A 23838-nucleotide genomic window follows, 5' to 3' on the forward strand; every position below is an offset into this window, starting at 1 on the left:
TAAGTATAAGAATTACAAATATAAGCTATAACAAAATTTTATATACATATTACTATTTAAGTAAGTTATATGTGTTAAATTAGAATAAAAAATAAGATGAAAAAAATTATTCTAGTTTTATTGATTTTAACCTCGTTACATAGCGTATCTCAAACTTTAAATAGTGTTGAAGCAAAAGGTAAAGTAATAGTTGAAAGTAACGATGTTGCTGGTATAACTATTTTTAATACGTCACTAAACAAAGGGACAATTAGTGATGAAAACGGGGAGTTTACATTAACCGTTAGATTAAATGATGTTATTGAAGTGAGTGCTTTACAATTTCAAAATATTAAATTCAATGTGAATAAGGATATTATTGCTTCAAAAACAATAAAAATATTTTTAATAGAACAAATAAATAGATTGGATGAAATTATTTTGTTGCCAAACAATTTATCTGGTAATTTACAGACAGATATGCAAGAAACAAAACTGTTTAAGCCAAAATTAGATGCTTTGTATTATGGTATAAAGCATAAAGAAGAATTTGAATTTGAAAGCGACTATAAAACAAAAGTAGAAAATACAGCTATAGCAACACAGCATGTTGCTATGGTTAACGGACTTAATATAAAAAATGTAGTAGATCAATTATTGCTTCCCTTATTTAGGTCTAAAGCGCATAATAAAAAAGAAAAAGGTATTCCTGAAGTGCCAGTAGAAGCGGTTAAATATTATTTTGGTTCAGATTTTTTAGTCGATAACTTTAATATTCCAGAGCATCGTGTTGAAGAATTTATAGCTTATGTTGAAGGAAGTGATTTTGATTTTTCATTGCTTAATTACGGTAAAGAAATGGAGTTTTTAGAGCTTCTTCATAAAAAAAGTTTAGAGTTTTTAAAACCAAAAAACTAAGCATTTTATTGGTTTGTTTCTGATTTAACAAAACCTTAGAGGTGCATTACATTTTCTTTAAGATTTGAAATACGTTTTTTATATACTCAAAAGAGCGATAATTTGACGCAAACATTACAATTATTAATACTTATTTTTTTGTATTATTCTATCAACGGTCAATCTGTTGAAATTCAAAGATGTGTTAAAAGTGATACCGATGTTGAAAATATTCATGTCATTAATAAAACAGCACAGGTTTTTACAATAACAAGTAAGGATGGTGATTTTAATATTACGGCAAAGTTGAATGATACTTTAGTGTTTTCTTCCATTCTTTATAACCCTAAAGAAGTTATAATTTCAAAAAGTATTTTAAAGTGTTAATTTTCTTGAGAATGAAATACCGGCAGTATATAGATAATAAAAGAGAGAATGAAGATTAATGTTTTTGGAATACTTTTTGAAAAGATTACTTTCGTAATAAATAATAAAAGATGAAAGTTTTTAAAGCTATAATATTATTTTGTTCGTTGTCTTTTTTTGCTTTCGGAGTAATTCACGATTATTATATAAGCATTACTCAAGTAGATTATATTGAAAAAACAAAATCTGTACAAATAACCTCAAGAATATTTCTGTCTGATATTGAAAGTTTATTGCGTCAGCGATATGATAAAAATATCACATTTGGAGAAGAGATGAAACCTAAAAATGTAGATACCTATATTGAAAGTTATCTACGTGAAAAAATAAGTGTTAAAATTAATGGCGAAAAAGTAAATTTCACCTTTATAGGTGAAGAGTATGATGATGATATAATGAAATGCTATTTAGAAATTGAAGAGGTTAAAAGCATACATTCTTTTGAAATTACCAATGAAGTTTTATTCGATTTAATTCAAGAACAGCAAAATATTATCAAAACTAAAATATACTCTAAACAAAAAAGTTTCATTCTGACTATTAAAGATAGCAATGCAGTGTTAAATTTTGATTAAAATATAATATAATATTTAAATTTTTTTATTTTCGTTCTTTTTGCTATTTGTTAGTAATTAATTTCGTTCAAATAGCTAAAAATTGTTAAGTAAATAAAAAATATAATGAAAAATTTAAAGTATTACTTTCTTATAGTAGTTTTTATTTCAACAAGCGTTTTTGCTCAAAACCAAGATAAGTCAAAATTTCAAGGACACACTAATCAAAACAAGTTTAGACAAATGAAGGATATTCTAGCAACTCCTAATGAGACTAGAACGGCTTCAGGAGCTCCTGGTTATGCTTATACGCAGCAAAAAGTGGATTACGTTATGGATATTCGCTTAGATGAAGATAATAATCGAATTTTTGGGAGTGAGAAAATAACGTATCATAATAATTCTAAAGACCATTTAGAATATTTGTGGCTTCAGTTAGATCAAAATATGCGTGCAAAAAATTCTAAAACACTTGATATTGAATCAGAGAATTTTAATGATCCATTTGCAGGTGCAAGATATTTCACCAATAAGAATTTAAAAAAGAAGTTTGATGGTGGTTTTAATATAGAAGCAGTAAAAAATACAGATGGTTCAGATTTATCATATACAATAAATCAAACCATGATGCGAATAAATTTATCAGAACCAGTTGTTCCAGGAGAAACATTTAAATTTAGTGTTAAGTGGAATTATAATATCAATGATATAAATAACGATATAAGACCAGATGGAGGAAGATCAGGATTAGAGTCTTTTCCTGATGGAAATTATAACTATACCATAGCTCAATTTTATCCAAGACTTTGTGTTTATGATAATGTAGAAGGATGGCAAAATATGCAATTTTGGGGGCAAAGTGAGTTTGCTTTAGAATTTGGAGAATTTGATGTTAAGTTAACAGTTCCAGATGATCATATTTTAGAAGCAACAGGTGTCTTGCAAAACCCAAAAGATGTTTTAACAAAACTGCAACAAAAACGTTTAGAGGAAGCTAGAAAATCATTTGATGAGCCAGTTTTTATAGTCACTCAGAAGGAAGCTGAAATTGCTGAAAAAATGCGAAGTATTAAAACTAAGACTTGGCATTTTAAAGCAGAAAAGGTGCGAGATTTTTCTTTTGCATCATCAAGAAAGTATATTTGGGATGCTATGGCAGTTAATATTAATGGTCGTTCTGTAATGGCAATTTCTTTATATCCTAAAGAAGGAAATCCACTATGGGAAGAGCATTCAACAAGAGTTGTTGCTAATACTTTAGAAGAATATTCAAAACTTACCTTTGATTATCCGTATAGCAAAGCTGTATCTGTTCATTCTGAATGGCAAGGAATGGAATACCCAATGATATGTTATAATTTTGGTCGTCCAAAACCTGACGGTACTTATTCCGAAAGATTAAAAAGAGGAATGATAGGAGTAATTACACATGAGGTTGGTCATAATTTTTTTCCTATGATTGTAAATAGCGATGAACGTCAATGGACTTGGATGGATGAAGGTATAAATTCATTTGTTGAAACATTAGCTGAGTTAGATTATGATCCTAATTTTATTACAGGAAATTTACCAAAAGATATTGTGACATACATGAGCGGAGATCAAAGCTATATAACACCAATTATGTCTCAAGGAGATTATATTTATGAACATCAATTTACTCCAAATGCATATAAAAAACCAGCAGCAGCATTATACATGTTGCGACAAACTATTATGGGACCAGAGTTGTTTGATCATGCTTTTAAAACCTATTCTAAACGTTGGATGTTTAAACACCCAACACCTGCAGATTTCTTTAGAACCATGGAAGATGCTTCGGCAATGGATTTAGATTGGTTTTGGAGAGGTTGGTTTTATACAACAGATGTTTGCGATATAGGAGTAAAAGGTGTTAAGAAATATTATTTAACAGACAGGCCTACCGAAAAAGCAGAAGAAGCAGCAAAAAAATATAATATTAACCTTAAAGATTATAAAGGGAGACTTATTTATTATGCTGAAGAAAAAGAAGGTGTTTCGCCTAAAAACGCTAAAAACGCTTCAGACTTTAAAGTTTTAGATGCTTATAAAGCTACTTTAACAGAAGCTCAAAGATCACAGTTAAAAGAAGCTCCAAAATATTTTTACGAAGTTACTTTTGAAAAACCAGGAGGTTTGGTTATGCCAATTATTTTAGAGTTAACTTATGAAGACGGCACTAAAGAAAGAAAAACGTATCCTGCTCAAATATGGCGTTATAATGAAAATGAAGTAACCAAGGTTTTTAAAACACAAAAAGCAATTACTAATTTCGAGATAGATCCAGATTTAGAAACTGCAGATATTGATACTTCTAATAATTCATGGCCACGAAAGGTAGAGGAAAGTAGCTTTGATAAATTTAAAGAAAAAATAAAAGGATAAATATTAACTTTTTAAGCAAAAAGCCAACTTAAAAAGTTGGCTTTTTGCTTTTATAGTATTTCCTTATTGAAAATTATACCAATTCTGTATTGAAATTACTGTAAAATAAAATGATAATTTTTTTCTTTATACAAGACATAAAAATAAAGCATAGCCTTAGTTACGGTTTCTTTTTATGTTGAAGTAGAAAGGAAAAAAGTGCGTTTTATTACGGTAGTTTTAATGCGGAATTGATATTAATGTTAAAGAGAATAATATTTCTTCATTCTATTAAATCATCTCACTATATTTGTACCGTGAAATTACATACTACATTTTTATTTATTAGTGGTGCCGAAATAGCATTTATTCTATTTATTGTTATTATGGTTTTTGGTGCCGATAAGTTGCCTGAAATTGCTCGAGGTTTAGGCAAAGGTATGCGTACGCTTAAAGATGCAACTAATGATATTAAGCACGAAATTACGAAGACTGCCGATAACAATAGTATTGATACCGGTATTGTTTCCGATGTTAAAAAAGAGCTAGATAAAGTAAAAGACGAAGTAGAAGAATTTACAGGCTCTGTAAAACGAAAATTATAACTTTCTACTAATCGTCAACCCGTCTCTTATAGGGAGTAATACCGTTTCAATTCTAGAATCTTCTTTTAAAAGCGTATTATAGTCTAACACAGCTTTAGTCGATTTATCTTTAGGGTCTAAAGTTTCAATAACCTTTCCGTGCCACAAAACATTGTCTGATATAATAATACCACCTGTGTTTAACTTATCAATGATGGCATGAAAATAATTTACATAATTAGGCTTATCGGCATCAATAAAAACTAAATCATACGTTTGGTCAAGCTTAGGAATAACATCTAAAGCATTACCCAAATGTTGAAAAATTTGATGACCATATTCAGATTTATCAAAATATTTACGCTGAAAATCGACCAATTCTTCATTAACATCAATCGTATGTATTTCTCCGTCATTCTGTAGACCTTCCGCTAAACAAAGTGTCGCATATCCCGTAAAAGTGCCCAACTCTAAAATAGTTTTAGGCGTTTTTAATTTAGAAATCATACTCAAAATACGACCTTGATAAGGGCCGCTAAGCATAATAGGTTGTAATATTTTTTGGTAAGTTTCACGTGTCAATTGTTCTAGCAACTCTGGTTCTTCTTCAGAATGAGTTACTACATAATCATCTAGTGCTTCGGGTAAAAAGTGCATATTAATTTGCCTTGTTTCAAAATAAATAAAAAACAAAGTTAAATTAAATTAATGAAAATAGTTTTAAATTACTCTTCAGCTTCTACAGTTGGAGATTCAGTCTCAGGTTCTTCGCTTTTCCCACCCATAAAGAATAGTATAGCTCCTATTACTATAAGTGCAATTTTAATAATCCAAGCGGTTGTATCTCCCCAAGTATATATCCAAATAAGTAAGGATGGAACTCTATCTAAAAAATTCAAGATGATTGCAAAAGCACCGAAAAACACCATGTAAGAACCAATTTTTCTCATAATTGTAAGTTTAAATGAATTCTAAATATAATAAATATTGTAGGAAATATATAAATTATTTGTTCAGAATTTTATTCGTAAGATTTGTTTTAGCAACTTTATCATCACCAAATAGCCAACGCAGTACATTATCTTCCCAAATGTCATCATATTGTTTTTGGTTAATAATATCCCTTTCAATCGCTAAATCTAATAATTTGCCTGGGTATGATGATTGCGCATCGCTTTCCATTTCGCCTAACGGATAAGGATCATCTAGTCCCATAATAACTTGGTTGCTACTTTGGCGGTCTATCATTAGTTTTAGAGAATCGGTATCATGAACCAAAGTGTCAAAATAGATGTTTGGATGGCCAACAGCTTTTCTAGGGTGATGTTTGCCTTCAAATAAATCGGGTCTGCCATCAAAACCTTGAATACGTCGTCCTAAATTCATTTGTGCCAGTTGGCCGCCATGCGCAAAACAGGTTCTAATATTAGGAAAACGTTCTTGCATGCCATTTAAAGTGTAAAAATGATAGGCGTCACCACATTGTGCTAACATCCAAATAAGGTGAAAGCGCCATGCGGTATTTTCTAAATTTATCATTTTATCACCATCATACGGATGGATTTCAATTGCTAATTTATACTTATTTGCTAATTCAAAAATAGCATCATTTTCCTTATCAAAAACAGAACGCCACTGTCCAATAGAATCCATGAAATGTGTAGGAAGACATAAAACCTTCATGTCTAACGCTTCAACACAGCGTTCAATTTCATATAAAGCACCATGAATAAAACCAGGATGTACTACAAAACCACAGGTAAATTTAGAAGGATGATCGTGCTGTACTTTTGCATTAAAATCATTCTGAAAACGTAATGCTTTTTTCATTTCCTCTAAACGCAAACCATTTCCGTACAATTGCGATAAATTTAAAACAACAGCATGGTCAAGTTTGTTTATGTCCATCCACTCAAGCTTTTCTTCTAAAAAAAAACTAGAATGCGTCACAGGTCTTTTCCAGCCTTTTTGTAGCATGTGTTTACGCTCATCATCAACCCAAAATATTTCTTTTTCCTTCATGAACTGAGGGATTTGCTCGGGATAAGGAAGCAAATGCGAATGACCATTTATACGGAGTTTACGTTTCATAGATATTTAAAATACAATAATTATATTTTGTTTGGAGCTTCCATTTTAGTACTACATTTGTCGCAGGTACATTTTTTATCACTGCTATAAAACTTGTCGAAAATTTTAGGCATATCAGTTTCAATATTGCCAAGTTTAAACTTTTTTCTGTATAATAAATTATTGCAATTTTCGCAGTACCATTCTAAAGCATCCTTCATTTTTTTAGAACGCGGATATTCAATAACTAGCCCAACAGTATTGGCGCCACGTTGCGGAGAATGCGGCACTTTAGGCGGTAATAAATAAATTTCACCTTCTTTTATAGGTACATCTTCAGGTACGCCATTATTCATGATTTTTAAAACCATATCACCTTCAATCTGATGAAAAAACTCAGGCGTTTCATTATAGTGGTAATCCTTTCTGTTGTTTGGTCCACCAACAACCATGACAATAAAATTGCCATCTTTCCAAACACATTTATTGCCAACTGGCGGCTTTAAAAGGTGTCTGTTTTCTTCAATCCAAGCTTTAAAATTTAAAGGCGATACTAATTTACTCATAGTTATAGGTTTTGGGCGTTCCCCTATCGGGTCAGGCTTTCCGTTATATCTTTTTGCGAAGCAATCTCGAACTTGTTTCGTGATCTTATTATCTACAGCTTTTAGTTTTTAAAGTGTATTTCAATTATATGGCTTCGCAAAAAGGATGCCACTACAATCCTTAACGCGGGTTCTTCAATTCAATAAAATTACAATAAAAAACGGATATTTTGTTGTTGAAAAATCATCAAGATTATTTCAATCCAGCAATTCTATCGTCTTCTAAAATAGCATTTGTTTCTTGTTTTATTTTTTCTAATGTTGTTTTTAAATCAGCATCTAGAGTTATTAATTTATCTGTTAACAAATTTAAAATAGCCTTGTCTTGTGCTCTTCCTTTAAGCATCGCTTCTCGGTAGCCAATAGTTTCATTAAAGGTTACTAAGGAGTATTTTGAAGCATAGTCATTAGGAAACGCTTTTTCTAAAGCCATTTCTAACTTGCGTTTTTCTTTAAAAATAGGATGCGCCACATGGTCTTTCATTTCATGAAAATTATCAATCGCTAAATCGGCAATAGCATCGGTGTCTTTTTTTCTGCCCTTTTCGTAAGCGGTAAATGTAGCTTCCCAGCTATCCAGATTTTCATCTAATGCCTTATCAAACTCAACAACATCTTCAAAGGATGCATTCATACCTTGTCCGTAAAACGGCACAATAGCATGAGCGGCGTCTCCCATTAAAAGCGTATTACCTTTATAATGCCAAGGCGAACATTTTATAGTGCCTAAAGAAGCTGTGGGGTTTTTAAAGAAATCATCAACAAGGTTTGGTATAATAGCTAAAGCATCTGGGAATTCTTTTTGGAAAAATTCTAGCACAATAGCTTCGTTAGTCAGGTTATTAAAATTGTATGCACCTTCATTATAACTTAAAAAGAGTGTTACCGTAAAGCTACCGTCTAAATTTGGTAAAGCGATGAGCATAAAAGAGCCACGAGGCCAAATATGAAGGGCGTTTTTATACGTTTTATAATCGCCATTTTCATTTGGTAAAATACTAAGTTCTTTATAACCGTGTGTTAAATAGTTTTGCGAAAAACTGAATAAGAATTTTTTGCCTAAATAATAGCTTTTGCGCATCGCAGAACCAGCGCCGTCTGTAGCAATAATAACATCGGCATCTTCTACAAACTCAGATTTTGTGTTATAATCTTTAAATAAAGCTGTGGTTTTTTCAAAATCAACCGATTTACATTTTTTATTAAAATGGATAGTTACGTTTTCATGCTTTTCAGCTTCATCTAAAAGTAATGCGTTGAGGTCTCCACGAGAAATAGAATTTATATATTCATCTTCGCGTCCACTATAATTAGACAAAGAAGTATTGCCTTTCCTATCATGAATCATACGGCCGTTCATGGGAATGCAAAGTGCTTTTACTTTCTCTTCAATACCAACCAGTTTCATAGCGTTGTTACCACGATTTGAAAAGGCTAAGTTTATAGAACGACCAGCAGAAATATCGACTTTACGTAAATCGGGACGCATTTCGTAAACAGATACGTTGTATCCGCGCTGTCCTAAGCGTAAAGCGAGTAGGCTTCCGCAAAGTCCTGCGCCTATAATGAGTATGTTTTGTTGTTCTTGCATTTTTATTTTCATTCCAGCGAAGGCGGGAATCTTATTATGTTCCTATTCATTTTGTCTTGATACAAAACGAATCAAAAAATCAAATCAAAATTAGAAAATTGCTAAAGCATCATTCTCTTTCGGAATTACGTGCTTAAAGCTACGCTTTGCATCTTCATTCCTTCGTTCATTATTTTTTGATTTTGATGATTCCGACTATCGTTGGAAATTCAAGTTCAATTAATGTTTTGTGTTTCTTAAAAAAAATTCTATTCATTTAAAATGGTTTTTAGTTTCTCAACCAACCTATACACATCTTCAAACGAATTATAAAGAGGAGCAGGAGCACAACGAATTACATCGGGCTCTCGCCAATCGCTAATAACGCCAGATTCGGTTAGTTTATCATGTAATGTTTTATCGGCATTTTTTACTTGAATAGACAGTTGACAACCGCGTTCTTCATGATTATTGGGTGTAATTATGCTAATAACATCGTCTCCCAATTGGTTTAACAGAAATTCAAAATAACCTGTTAGTTTTCTAGATTTTTCTATTAATTTTTCAAAACCAACGTCATTAAACATATCTAAAGATGCTTTTATAGCAGCCATCGATAATATAGGCGGATTACTTAATTGCCAACCTTCTGCACCTGGTAATTGGTCAAACTCATCACGCATATTAAAACGGGTTTGCTTGTTGTGGCTCCACCACCCCGTAAATCGGTTAAGGTTTTTGTTGTAAGCGTGTCGTTCGTGTATAAAGCAACCTGCTAAACTTCCTGGACCCGAATTAAGATATTTATAAGTGCACCAAACGGCAAAATCGGCTTCAGAATCGTGTAAATTCAACGCGACATTTCCAGCGCCATGTGCGCAATCAAAGCCAACAGTACAACCATGTTTATGTCCGAGTTTGGTTATGCGTTTTAAATCGAAATACTGTCCTGTGTAATAATTAACGCCGCCAATCATAATAAGTGCTATTTCATCGCCTTGCGATTCTAAAATAGTTTCTAAATCGTCGTAGTTTAATAATTCTTCACCTTTGCGAGGTTCCCATAAAATAACACCTTCTTTATCATCAAATCCATGATGACGTAATTGTGATTCAACCGCATATTTATCAGATGGAAATGCATCACTTTCAATAAGGATTTTATAGCGTGTTTTAGTTGGTTTGTAAAACGACACCATCATAAAATGTAAGTTAGCAGTAAGCGTGTTCATTACTATAACTTCAATGGGTTTTGCGCCAACTACTTTTGCCATGCTTTCCGTTAAAAATTCATGATACGGTAGCCACGGATTTTTAGCTTCTAGATGCCCTTCAACGCCTAAATTAGCCCAGTCTTCAAGTTCTTGATTGATATATGCTTTGGTTGCTTTTGGTTGTAATCCCAATGAATTACCTGTCATATAAATTAAATCATTTCCATGTTTATCTTTTGGAATATGAAATTGATTTCTATAAGAAGACAATGCGTCATTTTGATCTTGTTCTTTAGCGTAATCAAGACCTTGTTTGTAATTGTGCAAAGTGAATTAATTTAGGTTTCTAACAAAAATAGGAATTATTAACTTAGAAATGAACTGTAAAAAAACCAAAAAAAGAAAAAGCGCTTCAACCATTGATTGAAGCGCTTTGAATATATATAGACGCAAATTGCGGAAAATTCTAATATACTTTATATACGATTTTAGTCGTACGTTAGATGTTTTACTTACATAAAAAAACAACTAATTTTTCTATTAATTATAATTCAATCATCATGCCAAAGTTTATTCTAAAGTCACTTTTACATTAGAGAATTTGAGGTTCCAATCACTAGTTGCTTTTTTATGCTCTAAAGCTATTTTTAAACCATTAAAATCTTGATAGTTTTCAAAGGTGTTTACAAGTCCCGCTTCGGGTTGGTTGCTTCTTCTAAACGCCCATTCTTTTATAATAAAATCATCGCCATAAAAAATATCGTAAGCATCACCTGGTGTGTAGCCACCTTCGTTAGGATATACTACTGTGATTTTATTCATATGGGTTTTGCTTATAGGTGCTTCGGTTTTAATGGGGGCGGAAATGGTTGTGTTGCTGTCCCAAACCAATTGAAATGGAATTAACAGCCAGAATTTATCGTTTATAAAATTTTTGTCGGCTTTTTGAGAGAGACTATCAAGTGTTTTTCTGTTGTAATTTATGGTGTCCGTTTCTGTAATTAATGTAACGTCGTTTGTTTTTGGTTTCCATGTCCAGTTTCTTTTTCCGAAAAAGGTAAACTGAATTTCAGATACTTGTTTCCAGTTTTCAAAACCATGCGCATTTGCTATTTTTTGAGCCACAGAAATTTCTGGTTCAACAATTGTTTGTTCTTTTTTTTGTTTGCAAGAAAGACAGATAATTGTTAAAAAGATAATGACTAGTAAATTTTTCATAATTTAGAATTTTAGTAAAGATATAACTTGAAGATGGATACGAGCAAAAAATATTTTGAAATCAATAAAGCCACTTGGAATCATAAGGTGAAAGTACATGCAAAAAGTGACATGTATAATTTAGACGCTTTTAAGAAAGGAAAAACCTCTTTAATGCCTTATGAATTGAAAGCTTTAGGTGATGTGAAAGGAAAAGAGTTATTGCATTTACAATGTCATTTTGGACAAGATACGTTAAGTTGGAGTAGAATGGGAGCCAAGTGTGTTGGAGTAGATTTGAGTGATGAAGGCATAAAATTGGCACAAAATTTAAATAAAAAACTAAAGCTTGATGCTGAATTTGTTTGTTGTAATGTGCTTGATACTTCGCAGTATATAAAAGATACGTTCGATATTGTTTTTACAAGCTATGGTGTTATTGGTTGGTTACCCGATTTAAAACCTTGGGGAAACATGATTGCTGAACGATTGAAAAAAGGTGGCACGTTTTACATGGCAGAATTTCACCCGATTGTTTGGATGTTTGATTATTTAGAAGGTAAGCCTGTTATGACATATGGTTATATGCAAGACGAAGTTATTTATGAGGAATATGAAGGCACCTATGCGAATCAAGACTCAAAAATGATGAGTAAGGAATATGGTTGGAATCATGGTTTGGGTGAAGTAGTATCTGCTTTAACTGAAGCTGGTTTGCATATTGAGTATTTAAAAGAATATGATGAAAGCCCATATAATGTGTTACCAGATTTGGTTGAAACTGAAAACGGTATGTTTGTTACAAAAGATAAATTGTATCCTTTGATTTTTGAGTTGAAGGTGGTTAAGGTTTAAGTTGTTAGTAAAAGTATTTAGTTGTCTTTTACTTGTTCGTCAATAATTTCTTTAAAAGTTTCTAATTTATTAGTAGACATGATAAGTCTTTGAAATTCTTTATTTGAAATGAATATTATTTTTCGAACATCATTTGATTCTCTAATAGCTTCAAGATAAGTATTTCTTGTTAAATAACCTGTAGTTGCAATTATCCCTAGTTCAGCCAAACCATTTGTGTGTTTTAATTTACTACTAAAGACAATAAAAGTGTTTTTATCTACTTTGTCTTTTGGTTTGTTTTTACACTCAATTAAAATATATTTGCCAAACTTATTTAAGAAAGGGTCTTCTATTTCATTCCTGATAATTAAATCTACTTCATTTAAAGATTTATCAATTACTCTTTTATTAATACTATTGTAACCAATTGATTGAAATAAAAGACTAACAAAATGTTCAAATTTTTCTCCTTTAGAATATGTGTCAGTCTCATTTTTTGCATTTGAATAGTATTCTAAAAGAGCATTGTTTATTTCGTCAGGTGAATTGAAAGATTCTTGATAATATTTTTCTATGATGTTGGAAAGTTTAGGTATCCATATATCATAATCTTCTTTATCTAGAACATTAACTATTTTTCCTGATAAAAAAAGATCTTTCAATTGAATCAAGTATTCCCCTTTAAAAGCAGAAACAATTATGATCTTAGCAAAAGGATTAGTTTCTATTATTTTATTAATTAATTCAATACCATCAAATTTAAAACCATCCATTCTTAAGTCTACGATGGCTAATGAGAAATATCTATTTTCAATAGATTCTATTATTTCTTGTTCTTCAAAAACACTTTTTAAATTATATTCAGAAGAAAGTTTTTTCCCAAGACCTTTTTCAAGCCCTTGAGCTTGTTCTTTTACATCGTCAATTATTAAAATACTTCTTTTCATTCTTCTGTATTTATTATTGGTAAAGATATTAAAAAATATTTTTGGTATTCATCATTTTTTAATGAGTAGTATTCAATTGAACCATTATATAATTCACATAAATATTTAGCGTGATGAAGACCTATTCCTGAACCTCCTGTATTTGAAATTCCATAGTCGAAAATTTTATTTTCTATTTTCTTTTCAACTTCTTCTCCGTTATCAAAAATGCTAATTTTTAAGAAATCTTCATCTTTATCTATTGAAAATTTAATTTTCCTTTTTGATTCAACTTTGGATAGTGCTTTTGTTGCATTAATAATAATATTATTGGTCATTTGAACAACTGATTGAAAAGGTAGGCTAAAATATACCTCTTGCTCTAAATTGTTTTCTTTTAAAAAAGTGATTTTGTTTTCATAAAAGTTGTCTCTGTTTAAAAGTTCAACAGCGGTTATTAAACTACTATAAGAAAATTTATTTTTGTCGCTATGAGGGACTAATTTAGAAAAATTTTCTATTGTCTCTCTCATGATTTTTAAATTCAATTTTATTGAATTTAAATGTTCTTCGGTTATTTCTTCAGAGGTATTCGTGCTAATTACGCTATCTATACTCTGAATAGAATTTTTTATGTCGTGTCGAGCGAAATTGCTTAACATGGTAATGTGTATATCGTGTGACTTAGATATAGCGTCTACATTTTTGCCATGTAGACTTAATGTTTCTTCTAAATCTTCAATTCTACGGTTTAGAATTACAGGGTTAGTTCTTTTTTTTGGTATGTATTTTTTGTTTCTTTTACTCAATTTATGCCAGTATTTTATTTTGCTAACTATATTGATGTGAAATCGTTTTAATGCTGAAATAAATTTAGCATAAACGTTTTATATCATACGTTAAACGAATTTAGCTAAAATTTCTGACAAAGTCAAATTTTAAGAAGCAGAATAAATGCTTGTAAAGCCTATATATTATTTAATGATTTTCTTTTAAAACTTCTGGCATTTTTGCTTTAAACCTGTTTAATCTTGGGATAGAAACATTTTTTATATAACTATTATTTGGGTGTAGCCTTTCATAGTTTTGGTGATAAGATTCAGCTTTCCAAAATTTTTGAAACGGATAGACTTCTGCTGCTATTTTAGCATTCAGTTTTTTAGCTAAGGCAGCTTTCTTTTTTAAAATGATTTGTTTTTGTGCCTCGTTTTGGTAGAAAATAATAGAACGGTATTGCGAACCTCTATCATTGCCTTGTCCGTTAACCTGAGTTACATTTTGCGATGCAAAATAAACATCGACTAAGGTTTTAAAACTTACTACTTTTGGATCGTAAATAATTTCTACTGCTTCTGCGTGTCCTGTGCGTCCTGTATTGCTAGCCTCGTAAGTTGGGTTTTTTGTATGTCCGCCAGAATACCCTGAAATAGATTCTTCTACGCCTTTTACGCTTTCGAAAATAGCTTCTACACACCAAAAGCATCCGCTAGCGAAATAGGCTTTGGCTTTTCCGTTTTTAATAGGTACTTGAACGGGTTCTGCATTTATTACGGCGTCTTGTTTTTTATTTGTTTGTGCTGAGTTTTGGCAACTGAAGAATAGTGCTAATGCTAAAAATGGGATGATACGTTTCATGTATTTTGTTTTTATTTTCTTAGACGTATAAATGTATGAAACCTTAAATAAAAATGTTTGTTCATTTTTTCTTGATGCTAAACGAACCAAAAAATCAAATCAATCTGAGGAAATTGCTAAAGCACCATTCGCTTCGGAATTACGCGCTTAAAGCTACGCTTTGCGTCTTCGTTCTTTCCTTTACTATTTCTTTAGATTGATGATTCCGACATGGTCGGAAAATTGGGTCTTGATATTTTACTGAGGTTTTTTTGTTTTTTATTGATGCCTAATTTTATGATGGTACTAGACTGTAGACTGAGAACTGACTACTGCGGACTGAATCGCGTTAGGGATTGAACGGTTCGACTGCGCTCACCGCAGGCTAATTGTTTGAGCTCGCCGACGATAGGAGGAAGCGAGTAGTGAAAGCCCGACCCGACAGGGAAACGCCCAAATTATTAGGCATAAAAAAAGCCTCCATATAATGAAGGCTCTTAGTTTTATGTTTTAAAATGGATTATAGTTTAGAAAACATTTTTTCCATTTTTGCTTTTTGTTCTTCAGCTAAAACAGCATCAACTAAAATACGTCCACTGTGCTCATCGGTAATTACTTTCTTGCGAGAAGCAATTTCTACTTGTACTTGCGGTGGAATAGTGAAGAAAGACCCTCCAGAAGCTCCTCTTTCGATTGGTACAACTGCTAAACCGTTTTTTACGTTATTACGAATGCGGTTGTAAGCTGCAACTAAACGTTCTTCAATTTGAGTTTTATAATCTTCAGACTTTTCTATTAAAGCTTGCTCTTCTTTTTCAGTTTCAGCAAGAATATCATTTAATTCACTCTTTTTGTGCTTTAAATGTGTTTCACGCTCTTTTAAACGATCTTTAGTTCCAGAAATAACTTCTTTTTTCTGTTCTATTTGTGCTTTAAATTCTCTAATGTGCTTTTCGGCTAATTCAATTTCAAGTTCTTGAAATTCAACCTCTTTTGTTAAAGAATTAAATTCTCTGTTATTTCTAACATTTTTTTGTTGCTCGCTATACTTTTTAATTAAAGACTTAGATTCTTCAATTTGGTTTTTCTTAGCAATAATATCGTTGTCTGTAACCTCTAAACTTGCAACAAGTTTATCTAATCTTATATTTAATCCGGCAACTTCATCTTCTAAATCGCGAACTTCTAAAGGAAGTTCTCCACGTACATTTCTAATTTCATCTATACGAGAATCGATGAGTTGTAAATCGTAAAGCGCTCTTAAACGCTGTTCTACAGTTGCTTCTTTCTTTTTAGCCATACTTTAAAAATACTTAACAGGATTTGTATTTGTCTCTGATAAAATGATGGCAAAATTAGTAATTTTTTTTGTAAGATACGCTACTAAAAGGTTTTTTGTGAACTGTTCGCTTTCATAATGTCCAATATCTGCCAAAAGTATACTGTTTTCTGCCATAAAAAAGTCGTGATATTTTAAATCGGCAGTTATAAAAACATCAGCACCAGATGCTTTAGCTGCTTGAATAGCAAAACTTCCTGAGCCTCCTAAAACGGCAATTTTCTTTATGGGTTTGTTAAGAAATGAAGAATGCCTAATGAACGGTGTATTCATTTTCGTTTTTAAATGGTTTAGAAACGCTAATTCGTCCATAGATGTTGGTAATTCGCCAATCATTCCCATGCCTATATTCTGGTTTTTGTTTTCTATAGTGGTAATTTCATAAGCTACTTCTTCGTAAGAATGCGACTTAAATAGGGTTTGAATAACTTGACTTTCTATATGCTTGGGAAATGTGATGGATATTTTTGTTTCGGCTTCAACATGTGTTGTTCCTTTCTCGCCTTTTGTAGGATTAGAATTTTCGTTGCCATTATAAGTGCCGTAGCCTTCTACATTGAAACTGCAATTTTTATAGTTACCAATACTGCCTGCTCCTGTATTGAATAAAGTAGCTCGTAATTGTTCGGCTTCATCCTTAGGAACATAGGTGGTTAGTTTTTTTATGGTTTCGCTTTGCGGAATTAATATGTGTTTATTTACTAGCTCTAGCTGATTGCAAATCATATCGTTTACGCCTTGTAAAGCATTATCTAAAGCAGTATGCATGCTGTAAATAGCAATATCGTGTTTAATGGCTTTTATAACGACGCGCTCAACATAATTTTTGCCTGTTAGTTTTTTTAAACCTTTAAAAATAATAGGGTGGAAGCTAACTATTAGGTTGCAGTTTTTTTCTATGGCTTCGTCTACAACGGCTTCAAGGGTGTCTAATGTAACTAGTACGCCTGTAACGTTTGTGTTTTTATTGCCTACTAAAAGCCCAACATTATCAAAGCTTTCGGCGTACGATAATGGCGAGAGTTCTTCTAGGTGGTTAATTATATCTTGAACAATCATGTGTTATTTTGTTTGTATCAAAGATAAAATATTATACTATCACAAGTAAAATTTTATTTTATAAGGTATTTTCAATACTGAAATGGTATTAGCTATCTTGTGTAATATTAAATGATTTAAATATTGATTATATTCGAGCCTTAGTATTTATAATCATTTTCGATTTCGTTATTGTGAAGTTAATTAGAAAAATATGTTTTCCTATTATGCCTATTTATTACGGCGTAACAAGTTTACGAAATAAATTATACGATTTAGGTTTAAAACAATCTACTACCTACAATTTTCCTGTTATTTGTGTGGGGAATTTAAGTGTTGGTGGTACAGGAAAAACACCTATGATTGAGTATTTAATTTCTTTGCTTAAAGACGATTATAAAGTAGCAACTTTAAGTAGAGGTTATAAAAGAAAAACAGAAGGGTTTCAATTGGCTAATGAGTCTTCGTCTGCTGAATCTATAGGAGATGAACCATTTCAGTTTTATAGTAAATTCAACAAAGAAATTTTAGTTGCTGTTGATTCTGATAGACGAAATGGTATTGAAACTTTGCAAAGTAATAATGCCCCAGAGGTTATTTTACTTGATGATGCTTTTCAGCATAGAAAAGTAAAGGCAGGATTTAATATTTTGCTAACTACTTACGGAAATCCGTATTTTAATGATGTTGTTTTACCAACAGGGAATTTGAGAGAACCAAGAAGAGGTGCAAAGCGAGCAAACATTATTGTTGTAACTAAATGCCCAATAGGATTAACAGAGAACGAAAAAAATAAAATTATTGAGCAGATAAAACCAAAATCGCATCAGCATGTTTTTTTTAGTTCTATTGCTTATGCTAATGAGGTTTTTTCTTTAGATTCTAGTATTAAAGTTGAAGATTTAAATGATTTTACTTTGGTAACAGGTATTGCAAATGCAAACCCTTTGGTTGATTTTTTAAATGATAAAAATTTAAAGTTTGAACATTTAAATTTTAAAGATCATCATGAGTTTTCTAAGGAAGATATTGCAGTGTTAAATAAAAAATCACGTATTGTAACTACCGAAAAAGATTTTATGAGATTAAAACAATACGACTCTTTAAAAGCTAAGTTATTTTATTTACCAATAACTACGGTTATTGATGATAGTACAGCATTTAATACATTAATTAAAACGTTTGCAAATTCTTAGGCAGACTTGTTAGCATCACCAGCTAAGGCATTGTAAAGTTTTTTTTCAAACTCTTCTTGCTTAAACGGTTTAGGAATAATATCTGTAAAGCCAGCTTCATCAAATTCATGCATTTTGTCTTCAATGGTTACGGCAGTTAAAGCAAAAATGGTTAATTCTTTATCAAAAGCTCTAACGCGTTTGGTTGCTTCCATACCACTAATTCCTGGCATGTGAATATCCATTAAAATAATGTTGTAGTCGTTGGCTTTTATCATATCAACTGCATCTTCACCATTATCAATTATATCACACTTAAGATTCATTTTAGTAAGAATCTTTTTGGTAATCATTTGGTTTATTTTATTGTCTTCAACTACTAAAATCTTAACTTTTGTTAAGTCTAATTCTTCAGTATTTCCGCTAAAATAGGTTACTTTTCTTTCTTTGGCTTCTTCAACAGATGTGTACTCTAAAGGTATTTCAAAATAGAAAGTTGTTCCTTTTTCTAATTCACTTCTAACGTAAATCTTACCTTTTAAAATGTCTATTAAACCTTTTACAATAGAAAGACCTAAACCTGTACCTCCGTATTTTCTGTTAATTTGAATAGAACCTTGAGAAAAGCTTTCAAACATATTGTCTTGCTTCTCTTGGCTAATACCAATACCATTATCTTCAATTTCAAATCGAAGTGTATACTTGCTGTCTTCTTGCTCAATTTTATATATTCTTATCCAGATATCTCCGTCTTTAGTAAACTTAATAGAGTTACCAATTAGGTTAATAAGGATTTGTGAAATTTTCAATTGATCGGCAATAAAGTTTTCTGGTAAATCTTTATCGTATTCAAAATGAAGTTTAACATTATTATCGTTTGCTGAATTATTTAAGGCAAGAATAATATTGTTTATTTTCTTTTTTAAGTTGAACGATTCTGGATCTATTTCAACTTTATTCGCTTCAATTTTGTTAATTTGAAGGATGTCATTAATAAAGGTTAAAAGGTAATCGCCTGAAAATTTTAATGATTTTAAATGCTGAATTTGTTCAGGTTTTGGGTTTTCTTCTAACAACATATTGCTTAATCCTGTTACAGCATATAGTGGTGTACGTAACTCATGAGTAACAGTAGATAAGAAATTAGCTTTCGTTTTTGATGCTAATTCTGCTTTTTCTTTCGCAATAATAAGTTCTCCATTCTTTTTATGAAGCATATTATTGGTTTTCAATCTGATGTTATTATTCTTGTAAAGCGATAAAGTTAAAAGTGATAATATAGTAATTAAGGCAACACTTAAAATAGATGTTAACGTGTTTAGGTTTTTATCTTCTTCTGCTTCTTCTTTATTTTTTTTGTTTTGTTCAATTTGCTCGTTCAGCTTGTTTTGTATATCACTGTTTGTTGATGAATAAGCAATTTTTAGATTTCTTAGTGAATCAGATAGTTTTATATGCCGTTTTAAGTAATCATTAGATAGTTTGAAGTTATTAATGTTTTCATTAATATTACTTAGTACTGAATAACCTTCGTTTAGTACACTAGCATAGTTGTTGTTTTTAGCAATTTGTAATCCTTCGCTAGCATAGCTTAATGCTCTTTCGTCATCATTTAAATTACTGTAAATAATACCTTGTTTTATAAGAGCTTTACTTTGAGTTTTTAAATCTTCTGTTTTTTTAGCTAGTGCTAAAGATTGATCAATTATAGATCTTGCTTTTCTGTAGTTTTTTAAAAGCATATAGGCTTTTCCTTCTTCAAGAAGTGTTTCTGCTAATTTTTTCTCTAAGCCTTCTTGTAAAAATAAATTTCTTGCAGATTTAAAATAATCGGCTGCTTGTGAGTAGTCTTTTTTGCTTACATATACTTCTCCTAAAGTTTTATAAGAATCTGCTAAATTAGCATCGTCTTTTATAGTTCTTTGGATTTCAATTGAAGTGTTAAGTGATGTTATGGCATTATCACTTTCATCATTTACAAGCTGTAATCTAGCTTTTATAGTGTGGATAATTCCTAGATTTTTTTTATTGTTTAACTTTTCGGCTAATTTGAAGGCTTCATTTATATTATTTTGTACCTCTAAATAATTATAATTGTTTAATGCCGAACGAGCTTCTTCTATACGAAAGTTAATTTTTCCCTGAAGTATTTCAGGGTCGTTATCTATCGATTTTTGTGCAGAAATACTGATGCTAAATAACAGTACTGCTATGTATATGTAGTTTCTGATTTGGGTCATTTCATTAAATCTTACCGACAAATATAATTATTTTATCGACAAAACACACTTTTTTTCCGATAAATTACATATTAAATCAATTATTCTTGAAGAATAACCTGTTTCATTATCGTACCACCCAATAATTTTCACCATATTTCCTATAACTGATGTCATACCAGAATCAAAAATACATGAATGTGAGTTTCCAACAATGTCTATGGATACAATAGGATCTTCAGTATATTCTAAAATGCCTTTATATTGTTTTTTGGAAGCATCTTTAAATGCTTTATTTATATCTTCAATAGAAACATTTTTTTTTACATTAAATGTAATATCTGTTAAAGATCCATTAATAACAGGAACTCTTATGCCACAGCCACCAATAACTTCAGATAGTTCTGGGAATATTTTCGTAAGTGCTTTTGCTGCTCCTGTTGTGGTAGGTACAATAGATTGACTAGCAGCTCTAGAGCGTCGTAAATCGCGATGTGGTTGATCGTGTAAACTTTGGTCGGTAGTATAGGAGTGTACCGTGGTTATATATGCTTGATTGATGCCGCAAAGTTTATTAATGATATCAATCATTGGTGCCGCATTGTTGGTAGTGCAAGATGCATTAGAAATTATAGTTTCTGTACCATCAATACTTTGTTCATTTACTCCTAAAACAATAGTTTTAATACCGTCATCTTCAGAAGGAACACTTAAAATAACTTGTTTGGAGCCATTTTTAATATGATTTTGCAAATCAGAAGCCGTTTTGAATTTTCCGGTAGATTCAATTACAAAATCAATATTATAAGGTTGCCAATCAATATCTTTAGGGTGTTTTTTATTTGATAATGGAATTTTTATATCATTAACAATAATATCATTATTGTTGTTTGTAATAGTCCCCTTAAATATACCATGTACACTGTCGTATTTTAATAAATGACTCAGCGTTTTAGCATCGGCTAAATCATTTATTGCTACAACTTGAATATTTTTATGGCTTTCAGCTAGTCTAAATACACGTCTGCCTATTCTGCCAAAGCCATTAATTGCTATGCGAATCATGATTAGTTAATATGTTTTTGAGCATGGTAAGATGAGCGAACCAGTGCACTGCTTTCTACATGACGAAAACCTAATTCTAAACCAATATTTTCGTATTCTTTAAATTGGTCTGGATTTATAAATTGTTTTACTGGTAAATGCTTTTTACTTGGTTGTAGATATTGACCAATAGTGACTACATCTACATGGTTTGCTTTTAAATCGTGAAGCGTTTCTATAACTTCTTCTCTTGTTTCACCTAACCCTAGCATAATGCCCGATTTTGTACGTCGTTGCCCTTGTTGTTTTAAATATTTTAAAACGCCCATACTTCTATCGTATTGTGCTTGAATTCGAACCTCACGTGTTAAACGGCGAACAGTTTCAATGTTATGCGATACAACTTCTGGTGCTACGTCAATAATTCTGTCTATATGTTGTTCTATACCTTGAAAATCAGGGATTAAAGTTTCAAGCGTAGTTTCTGGGTTCATTCTACGAACAGCTTTCACAGTTTCAGCCCACATAATGCTTCCCATATCCTTTAAATCATCTCTATCAACACTTGTTAATACAGCGTGTTTAATTTTCATTAATTTAATTGAACGTCCAACTTTTTCAGGTTCATCCCAATCAACAGTTTCAGGGCGCCCTGTTTTTACACCACAAAACCCACAAGATCGTGTGCAAACGTTACCTAAAATCATGAAGGTTGCTGTGCCTTCTCCCCAACATTCGCCCATATTAGGACAGCTACCAGAAGTACAGATAGTATTTAATTTGTACTTATCTACCAAGCCTCTTAGTTCTGTGTATTTTTTTCCAGTAGGAAGCTTAACTCGAAGCCATTTTGGTTTAGCTTGACGCTCGGGTAATATATTAGATGCGGTGTCTTTATTCATGCTGTTATAATAAGGGAGCAAAGATACAAAGTATTCTTTTAAATTTTTTTATAAAGTGGTAAGATACCAAATACTAAAAGCGATTAAAAAAGTAATTCCTAACCAGCTTAAAACATGAAGTGTTTTTGAAGGATGCCATTCTTTAGGTGTGTGTTTACTCGAAATTAGTACGTAGTTAATTATAGCAAAAAAAGGAGCTGTTATGAAAGACAAAATAGTGGCAACTTTAATTAAAAGTCCCATTTCTGATGCTAAAAATAAAAAGATGCAAATGGTTCCTGTAGCTAGTAAAGTAACCCAAAAAATATAATTAAATTTTGAGGGTTTTTTAAATAATAATTGTGTGGCTTTTGCCATAACTCTTGGTGATGCATCTAAGGTTGTTAATGTGGTGCTAAACATAGTTGTAAATGCTGCAATACCAATAATAATATACGCCCAATTACCCAAGCTTGCTGTGTACATGTTTATTAGTTGACTAGAAAAAACTCCAGCCGAACTACTAAATGTTTTTCCACTGTTAAACATAACTAAAGCTCCTAGCGTTAAAAAACCAATACCTAGAATGATTGTACTTAAATACCCTATGTTGAAGTCAAATAATATAGATTTCGGATTGTAATGTTTTGAGTTTTTATTTTTTTCTACGGTCCATAATGATTGCCAAATAGAAACATCTAAAGGAGCAGGCATCCAACCCATAAAAGCAATTAAAAAAGCAATTTCTAAACTGTTATTAGGGAGTATTTGTTGAAAAGAAATTGGATATGCGTTTTTACTTAATGCTATGAATACGGCTAGAATAGTGCTTATTGTAAGTGTAATAATAATAACTTTCATTAACCTATCTAGTAATTTGTATTTTCCAAGTATTAAAATTGAAATACATATTGCTAAAATAATAATAGTCCATATTTCGACACTAAAATTATTCCCAAAAAGTGTAAACGCTATACCTGCTGTTACAATAGTTACAGCGGTTTGAATTGTAAACATAGTTGCAAAATTGAGTATGTAATAGATTGCTAAAACACCTTTACCTAATTTATTATACCCATCTAATAAACTTTCTCCTGTAGCTGCAGCATATCTTGGACCAAATTGAAAAAAAGGATATTTAAACACATTTACTAAAAGTAACGCCCAAAGTAAACCCATGCCAAAATCGGCACCAGCTCTTGTAGATTGCACTAAGTGTGATACTCCAATGGCTGCACCTGCAAATAATAAACCTGGACCAAGGTTTTTGAGTTTAGAAAGCAT

General features: G+C 31.3%; 23 protein-coding genes. 7 read left to right on the forward strand and 16 right to left on the reverse strand.

Translation table 11 applies throughout. The features are described 5' to 3' along the window. Positions 1-96 precede the first annotated feature (96 nt). The 5 genes from ACH5TW_RS13295 (at position 97) to ACH5TW_RS13315 (ending at position 4846) form a co-directional block, all read left to right on the forward strand. Positions 97-897 (forward strand): carboxypeptidase-like regulatory domain-containing protein, encoded by an 801-nt coding sequence (locus ACH5TW_RS13295; protein WP_439336987.1) that lies wholly within the window; start codon positions 97-99, stop codon positions 895-897. Positions 898-1035: 138 nt separating this feature from the next. Then, positions 1036-1263 (forward strand): hypothetical protein, encoded by a 228-nt coding sequence (locus ACH5TW_RS13300; protein WP_439336988.1) that lies wholly within the window; start codon positions 1036-1038, stop codon positions 1261-1263. Between the two features lie 110 nt (positions 1264-1373). Then, positions 1374-1877: a DUF6702 family protein gene (locus ACH5TW_RS13305; protein WP_439336989.1), complete on the forward strand. Its 504-nt coding sequence runs from the start codon at positions 1374-1376 to the stop codon at positions 1875-1877. 105 nt (positions 1878-1982) lie between these two features. Continuing rightward, on the forward strand, positions 1983-4262 hold the full coding sequence (locus tag ACH5TW_RS13310) for a M1 family metallopeptidase (protein WP_439336990.1): 2280 nt from the start codon (positions 1983-1985) through the stop codon (positions 4260-4262). 239 nt (positions 4263-4501) lie between these two features. Then, a complete protein-coding gene (locus tag ACH5TW_RS13315) occupies positions 4502-4846 on the forward strand; it encodes a Sec-independent protein translocase subunit TatA/TatB (protein ID WP_439336991.1) in 345 nt (114 codons plus the stop codon). Here ACH5TW_RS13315 and ACH5TW_RS13320 read toward each other — a convergent pair. From ACH5TW_RS13320 to ACH5TW_RS13350, 7 genes are all read right to left on the reverse strand, one after another. Beyond that, positions 4841-5482, reverse strand: coding sequence for an O-methyltransferase (locus tag ACH5TW_RS13320; protein WP_439336992.1), 642 nt, complete (start codon positions 5480-5482; stop codon positions 4841-4843). The genes ACH5TW_RS13315 and ACH5TW_RS13320 overlap by 6 nt on opposite strands. A 68-nt stretch (positions 5483-5550) precedes the next feature. Then, positions 5551-5775, reverse strand: coding sequence for a hypothetical protein (locus ACH5TW_RS13325; RefSeq protein WP_439336993.1), 225 nt, complete (start codon positions 5773-5775; stop codon positions 5551-5553). Between the two features lie 55 nt (positions 5776-5830). Beyond that, positions 5831-6916 (reverse strand): amidohydrolase family protein, encoded by a 1086-nt coding sequence (locus ACH5TW_RS13330; RefSeq protein WP_439336994.1) that lies wholly within the window; start codon positions 6914-6916, stop codon positions 5831-5833. A 20-nt stretch (positions 6917-6936) separates the two neighbouring features. After that, on the reverse strand, positions 6937-7461 hold the full coding sequence (locus ACH5TW_RS13335; RefSeq protein WP_439336995.1) for a 3-hydroxyanthranilate 3,4-dioxygenase: 525 nt from the start codon (positions 7459-7461) through the stop codon (positions 6937-6939). Positions 7462-7693: 232 nt separating this feature from the next. Further along, positions 7694-9091, reverse strand: a complete 1398-nt coding sequence (locus ACH5TW_RS13340; protein ID WP_439336996.1) for an FAD-dependent oxidoreductase — start codon at positions 9089-9091, stop codon at positions 7694-7696. Between the two features lie 248 nt (positions 9092-9339). Further along, positions 9340-10611: a kynureninase gene (kynU, locus tag ACH5TW_RS13345; protein WP_439336997.1), complete on the reverse strand. Its 1272-nt coding sequence runs from the start codon at positions 10609-10611 to the stop codon at positions 9340-9342. A 243-nt stretch (positions 10612-10854) separates the two neighbouring features. Next, positions 10855-11502 carry a hypothetical protein gene (locus tag ACH5TW_RS13350; RefSeq protein WP_439336998.1) on the reverse strand — a complete coding sequence of 216 codons (648 nt, stop codon included), beginning with the start codon at positions 11500-11502 and terminating at the stop codon, positions 10855-10857. 33 nt (positions 11503-11535) lie between these two features. Between ACH5TW_RS13350 and ACH5TW_RS13355 the strand changes: the two genes are divergently transcribed. Further along, positions 11536-12336, forward strand: a complete 801-nt coding sequence (locus ACH5TW_RS13355; protein WP_439336999.1) for a class I SAM-dependent methyltransferase — start codon at positions 11536-11538, stop codon at positions 12334-12336. Between the two features lie 17 nt (positions 12337-12353). Here the strand turns inward: ACH5TW_RS13355 and ACH5TW_RS13360 are convergent, their stop codons facing one another. From ACH5TW_RS13360 to ACH5TW_RS13380, 5 genes are all read right to left on the reverse strand, one after another. Further along, positions 12354-13265, reverse strand: a complete 912-nt coding sequence (locus tag ACH5TW_RS13360; RefSeq protein ID WP_439337000.1) for a response regulator — start codon at positions 13263-13265, stop codon at positions 12354-12356. Next, positions 13262-14053 carry an ATP-binding protein gene (locus ACH5TW_RS13365; protein WP_439337001.1) on the reverse strand — a complete coding sequence of 264 codons (792 nt, stop codon included), beginning with the start codon at positions 14051-14053 and terminating at the stop codon, positions 13262-13264. The genes ACH5TW_RS13360 and ACH5TW_RS13365 overlap by 4 nt, the downstream gene beginning before the upstream one ends. 169 nt (positions 14054-14222) lie before the next feature. Further along, positions 14223-14879 (reverse strand): peptide-methionine (S)-S-oxide reductase MsrA, encoded by a 657-nt coding sequence (gene msrA / locus ACH5TW_RS13370; protein WP_439337002.1) that lies wholly within the window; start codon positions 14877-14879, stop codon positions 14223-14225. A gap of 499 nt (positions 14880-15378) precedes the next feature. Then, positions 15379-16158, reverse strand: coding sequence for a zinc ribbon domain-containing protein (locus ACH5TW_RS13375; protein ID WP_439337003.1), 780 nt, complete (start codon positions 16156-16158; stop codon positions 15379-15381). A 3-nt stretch (positions 16159-16161) separates the two neighbouring features. Then, positions 16162-17256: a Nif3-like dinuclear metal center hexameric protein gene (locus tag ACH5TW_RS13380; RefSeq protein WP_439337004.1), complete on the reverse strand. Its 1095-nt coding sequence runs from the start codon at positions 17254-17256 to the stop codon at positions 16162-16164. A gap of 206 nt (positions 17257-17462) precedes the next feature. Between ACH5TW_RS13380 and lpxK the strand changes: the two genes are divergently transcribed. Next, positions 17463-18431 carry a tetraacyldisaccharide 4'-kinase gene (lpxK, locus tag ACH5TW_RS13385; protein WP_439337005.1) on the forward strand — a complete coding sequence of 323 codons (969 nt, stop codon included), beginning with the start codon at positions 17463-17465 and terminating at the stop codon, positions 18429-18431. Here lpxK and ACH5TW_RS13390 read toward each other — a convergent pair. The 4 genes from ACH5TW_RS13390 to ACH5TW_RS13405 are packed head-to-tail and all read right to left on the reverse strand — an operon-like array spanning position 18428 to position 23838. Continuing rightward, the gene (locus ACH5TW_RS13390; protein WP_439337006.1) at positions 18428-20650 is read right to left on the reverse strand and encodes an ATP-binding protein; all 2223 of its coding nucleotides are present in this window, start codon (positions 20648-20650) and stop codon (positions 18428-18430) included. The genes lpxK and ACH5TW_RS13390 overlap by 4 nt on opposite strands. 27 nt (positions 20651-20677) lie before the next feature. Then, positions 20678-21694 carry a type I glyceraldehyde-3-phosphate dehydrogenase gene (gap, locus tag ACH5TW_RS13395; RefSeq protein ID WP_439337007.1) on the reverse strand — a complete coding sequence of 339 codons (1017 nt, stop codon included), beginning with the start codon at positions 21692-21694 and terminating at the stop codon, positions 20678-20680. 2 nt (positions 21695-21696) lie between these two features. Further along, positions 21697-22575 (reverse strand): lipoyl synthase, encoded by an 879-nt coding sequence (gene lipA / locus ACH5TW_RS13400; RefSeq protein WP_439337008.1) that lies wholly within the window; start codon positions 22573-22575, stop codon positions 21697-21699. Between the two features lie 48 nt (positions 22576-22623). Continuing rightward, positions 22624-23838, reverse strand: coding sequence for an Nramp family divalent metal transporter (locus tag ACH5TW_RS13405; RefSeq protein ID WP_439337009.1), 1215 nt, complete (start codon positions 23836-23838; stop codon positions 22624-22626).

This window comes from Thalassobellus sediminis, assembly GCF_044386045.1.
Taxonomy (GTDB): domain Bacteria; phylum Bacteroidota; class Bacteroidia; order Flavobacteriales; family Flavobacteriaceae; genus Thalassobellus; species Thalassobellus sediminis.

Bases quoted from the DNA above. Each gene is read 5' to 3' on its own strand.
- lipA (WP_439337008.1), bottom strand. From the start codon at position 22,575: ATGAATAAAGACACCGCATCTAATATATTACCCGAGCGTCAAGCTAAA.
- gap (WP_439337007.1), bottom strand. From the start codon at position 21,694: ATGATTCGCATAGCAATTAATGGCTTTGGCAGAATAGGCAGACGTGTA.
- ACH5TW_RS13355 (WP_439336999.1), top strand. From the start codon at position 11,536: ATGGATACGAGCAAAAAATATTTTGAAATCAATAAAGCCACTTGGAAT.
- ACH5TW_RS13390 (WP_439337006.1), bottom strand. From the start codon at position 20,650: ATGACCCAAATCAGAAACTACATATACATAGCAGTACTGTTATTTAGC.
- ACH5TW_RS13380 (WP_439337004.1), bottom strand. From the start codon at position 17,256: ATGATTGTTCAAGATATAATTAACCACCTAGAAGAACTCTCGCCATTA.
- ACH5TW_RS13330 (WP_439336994.1), bottom strand. From the start codon at position 6,916: ATGAAACGTAAACTCCGTATAAATGGTCATTCGCATTTGCTTCCTTAT.
- ACH5TW_RS13375 (WP_439337003.1), bottom strand. From the start codon at position 16,158: ATGGCTAAAAAGAAAGAAGCAACTGTAGAACAGCGTTTAAGAGCGCTT.
- lpxK (WP_439337005.1), top strand. From the start codon at position 17,463: ATGCCTATTTATTACGGCGTAACAAGTTTACGAAATAAATTATACGAT.
- ACH5TW_RS13310 (WP_439336990.1), top strand. From the start codon at position 1,983: ATGAAAAATTTAAAGTATTACTTTCTTATAGTAGTTTTTATTTCAACA.
- msrA (WP_439337002.1), bottom strand. From the start codon at position 14,879: ATGAAACGTATCATCCCATTTTTAGCATTAGCACTATTCTTCAGTTGC.
- ACH5TW_RS13325 (WP_439336993.1), bottom strand. From the start codon at position 5,775: ATGAGAAAAATTGGTTCTTACATGGTGTTTTTCGGTGCTTTTGCAATC.
- ACH5TW_RS13340 (WP_439336996.1), bottom strand. From the start codon at position 9,091: ATGCAAGAACAACAAAACATACTCATTATAGGCGCAGGACTTTGCGGA.
- ACH5TW_RS13320 (WP_439336992.1), bottom strand. From the start codon at position 5,482: ATGCACTTTTTACCCGAAGCACTAGATGATTATGTAGTAACTCATTCT.
- ACH5TW_RS13360 (WP_439337000.1), bottom strand. From the start codon at position 13,265: ATGAAAAGAAGTATTTTAATAATTGACGATGTAAAAGAACAAGCTCAA.
- ACH5TW_RS13295 (WP_439336987.1), top strand. From the start codon at position 97: ATGAAAAAAATTATTCTAGTTTTATTGATTTTAACCTCGTTACATAGC.
- ACH5TW_RS13335 (WP_439336995.1), bottom strand. From the start codon at position 7,461: ATGAGTAAATTAGTATCGCCTTTAAATTTTAAAGCTTGGATTGAAGAA.
- ACH5TW_RS13315 (WP_439336991.1), top strand. From the start codon at position 4,502: ATGTTAAAGAGAATAATATTTCTTCATTCTATTAAATCATCTCACTAT.
- ACH5TW_RS13405 (WP_439337009.1), bottom strand. From the start codon at position 23,838: ATGCTTTCTAAACTCAAAAACCTTGGTCCAGGTTTATTATTTGCAGGT.
- ACH5TW_RS13350 (WP_439336998.1), bottom strand. From the start codon at position 11,502: ATGAAAAATTTACTAGTCATTATCTTTTTAACAATTATCTGTCTTTCT.
- ACH5TW_RS13305 (WP_439336989.1), top strand. From the start codon at position 1,374: ATGAAAGTTTTTAAAGCTATAATATTATTTTGTTCGTTGTCTTTTTTT.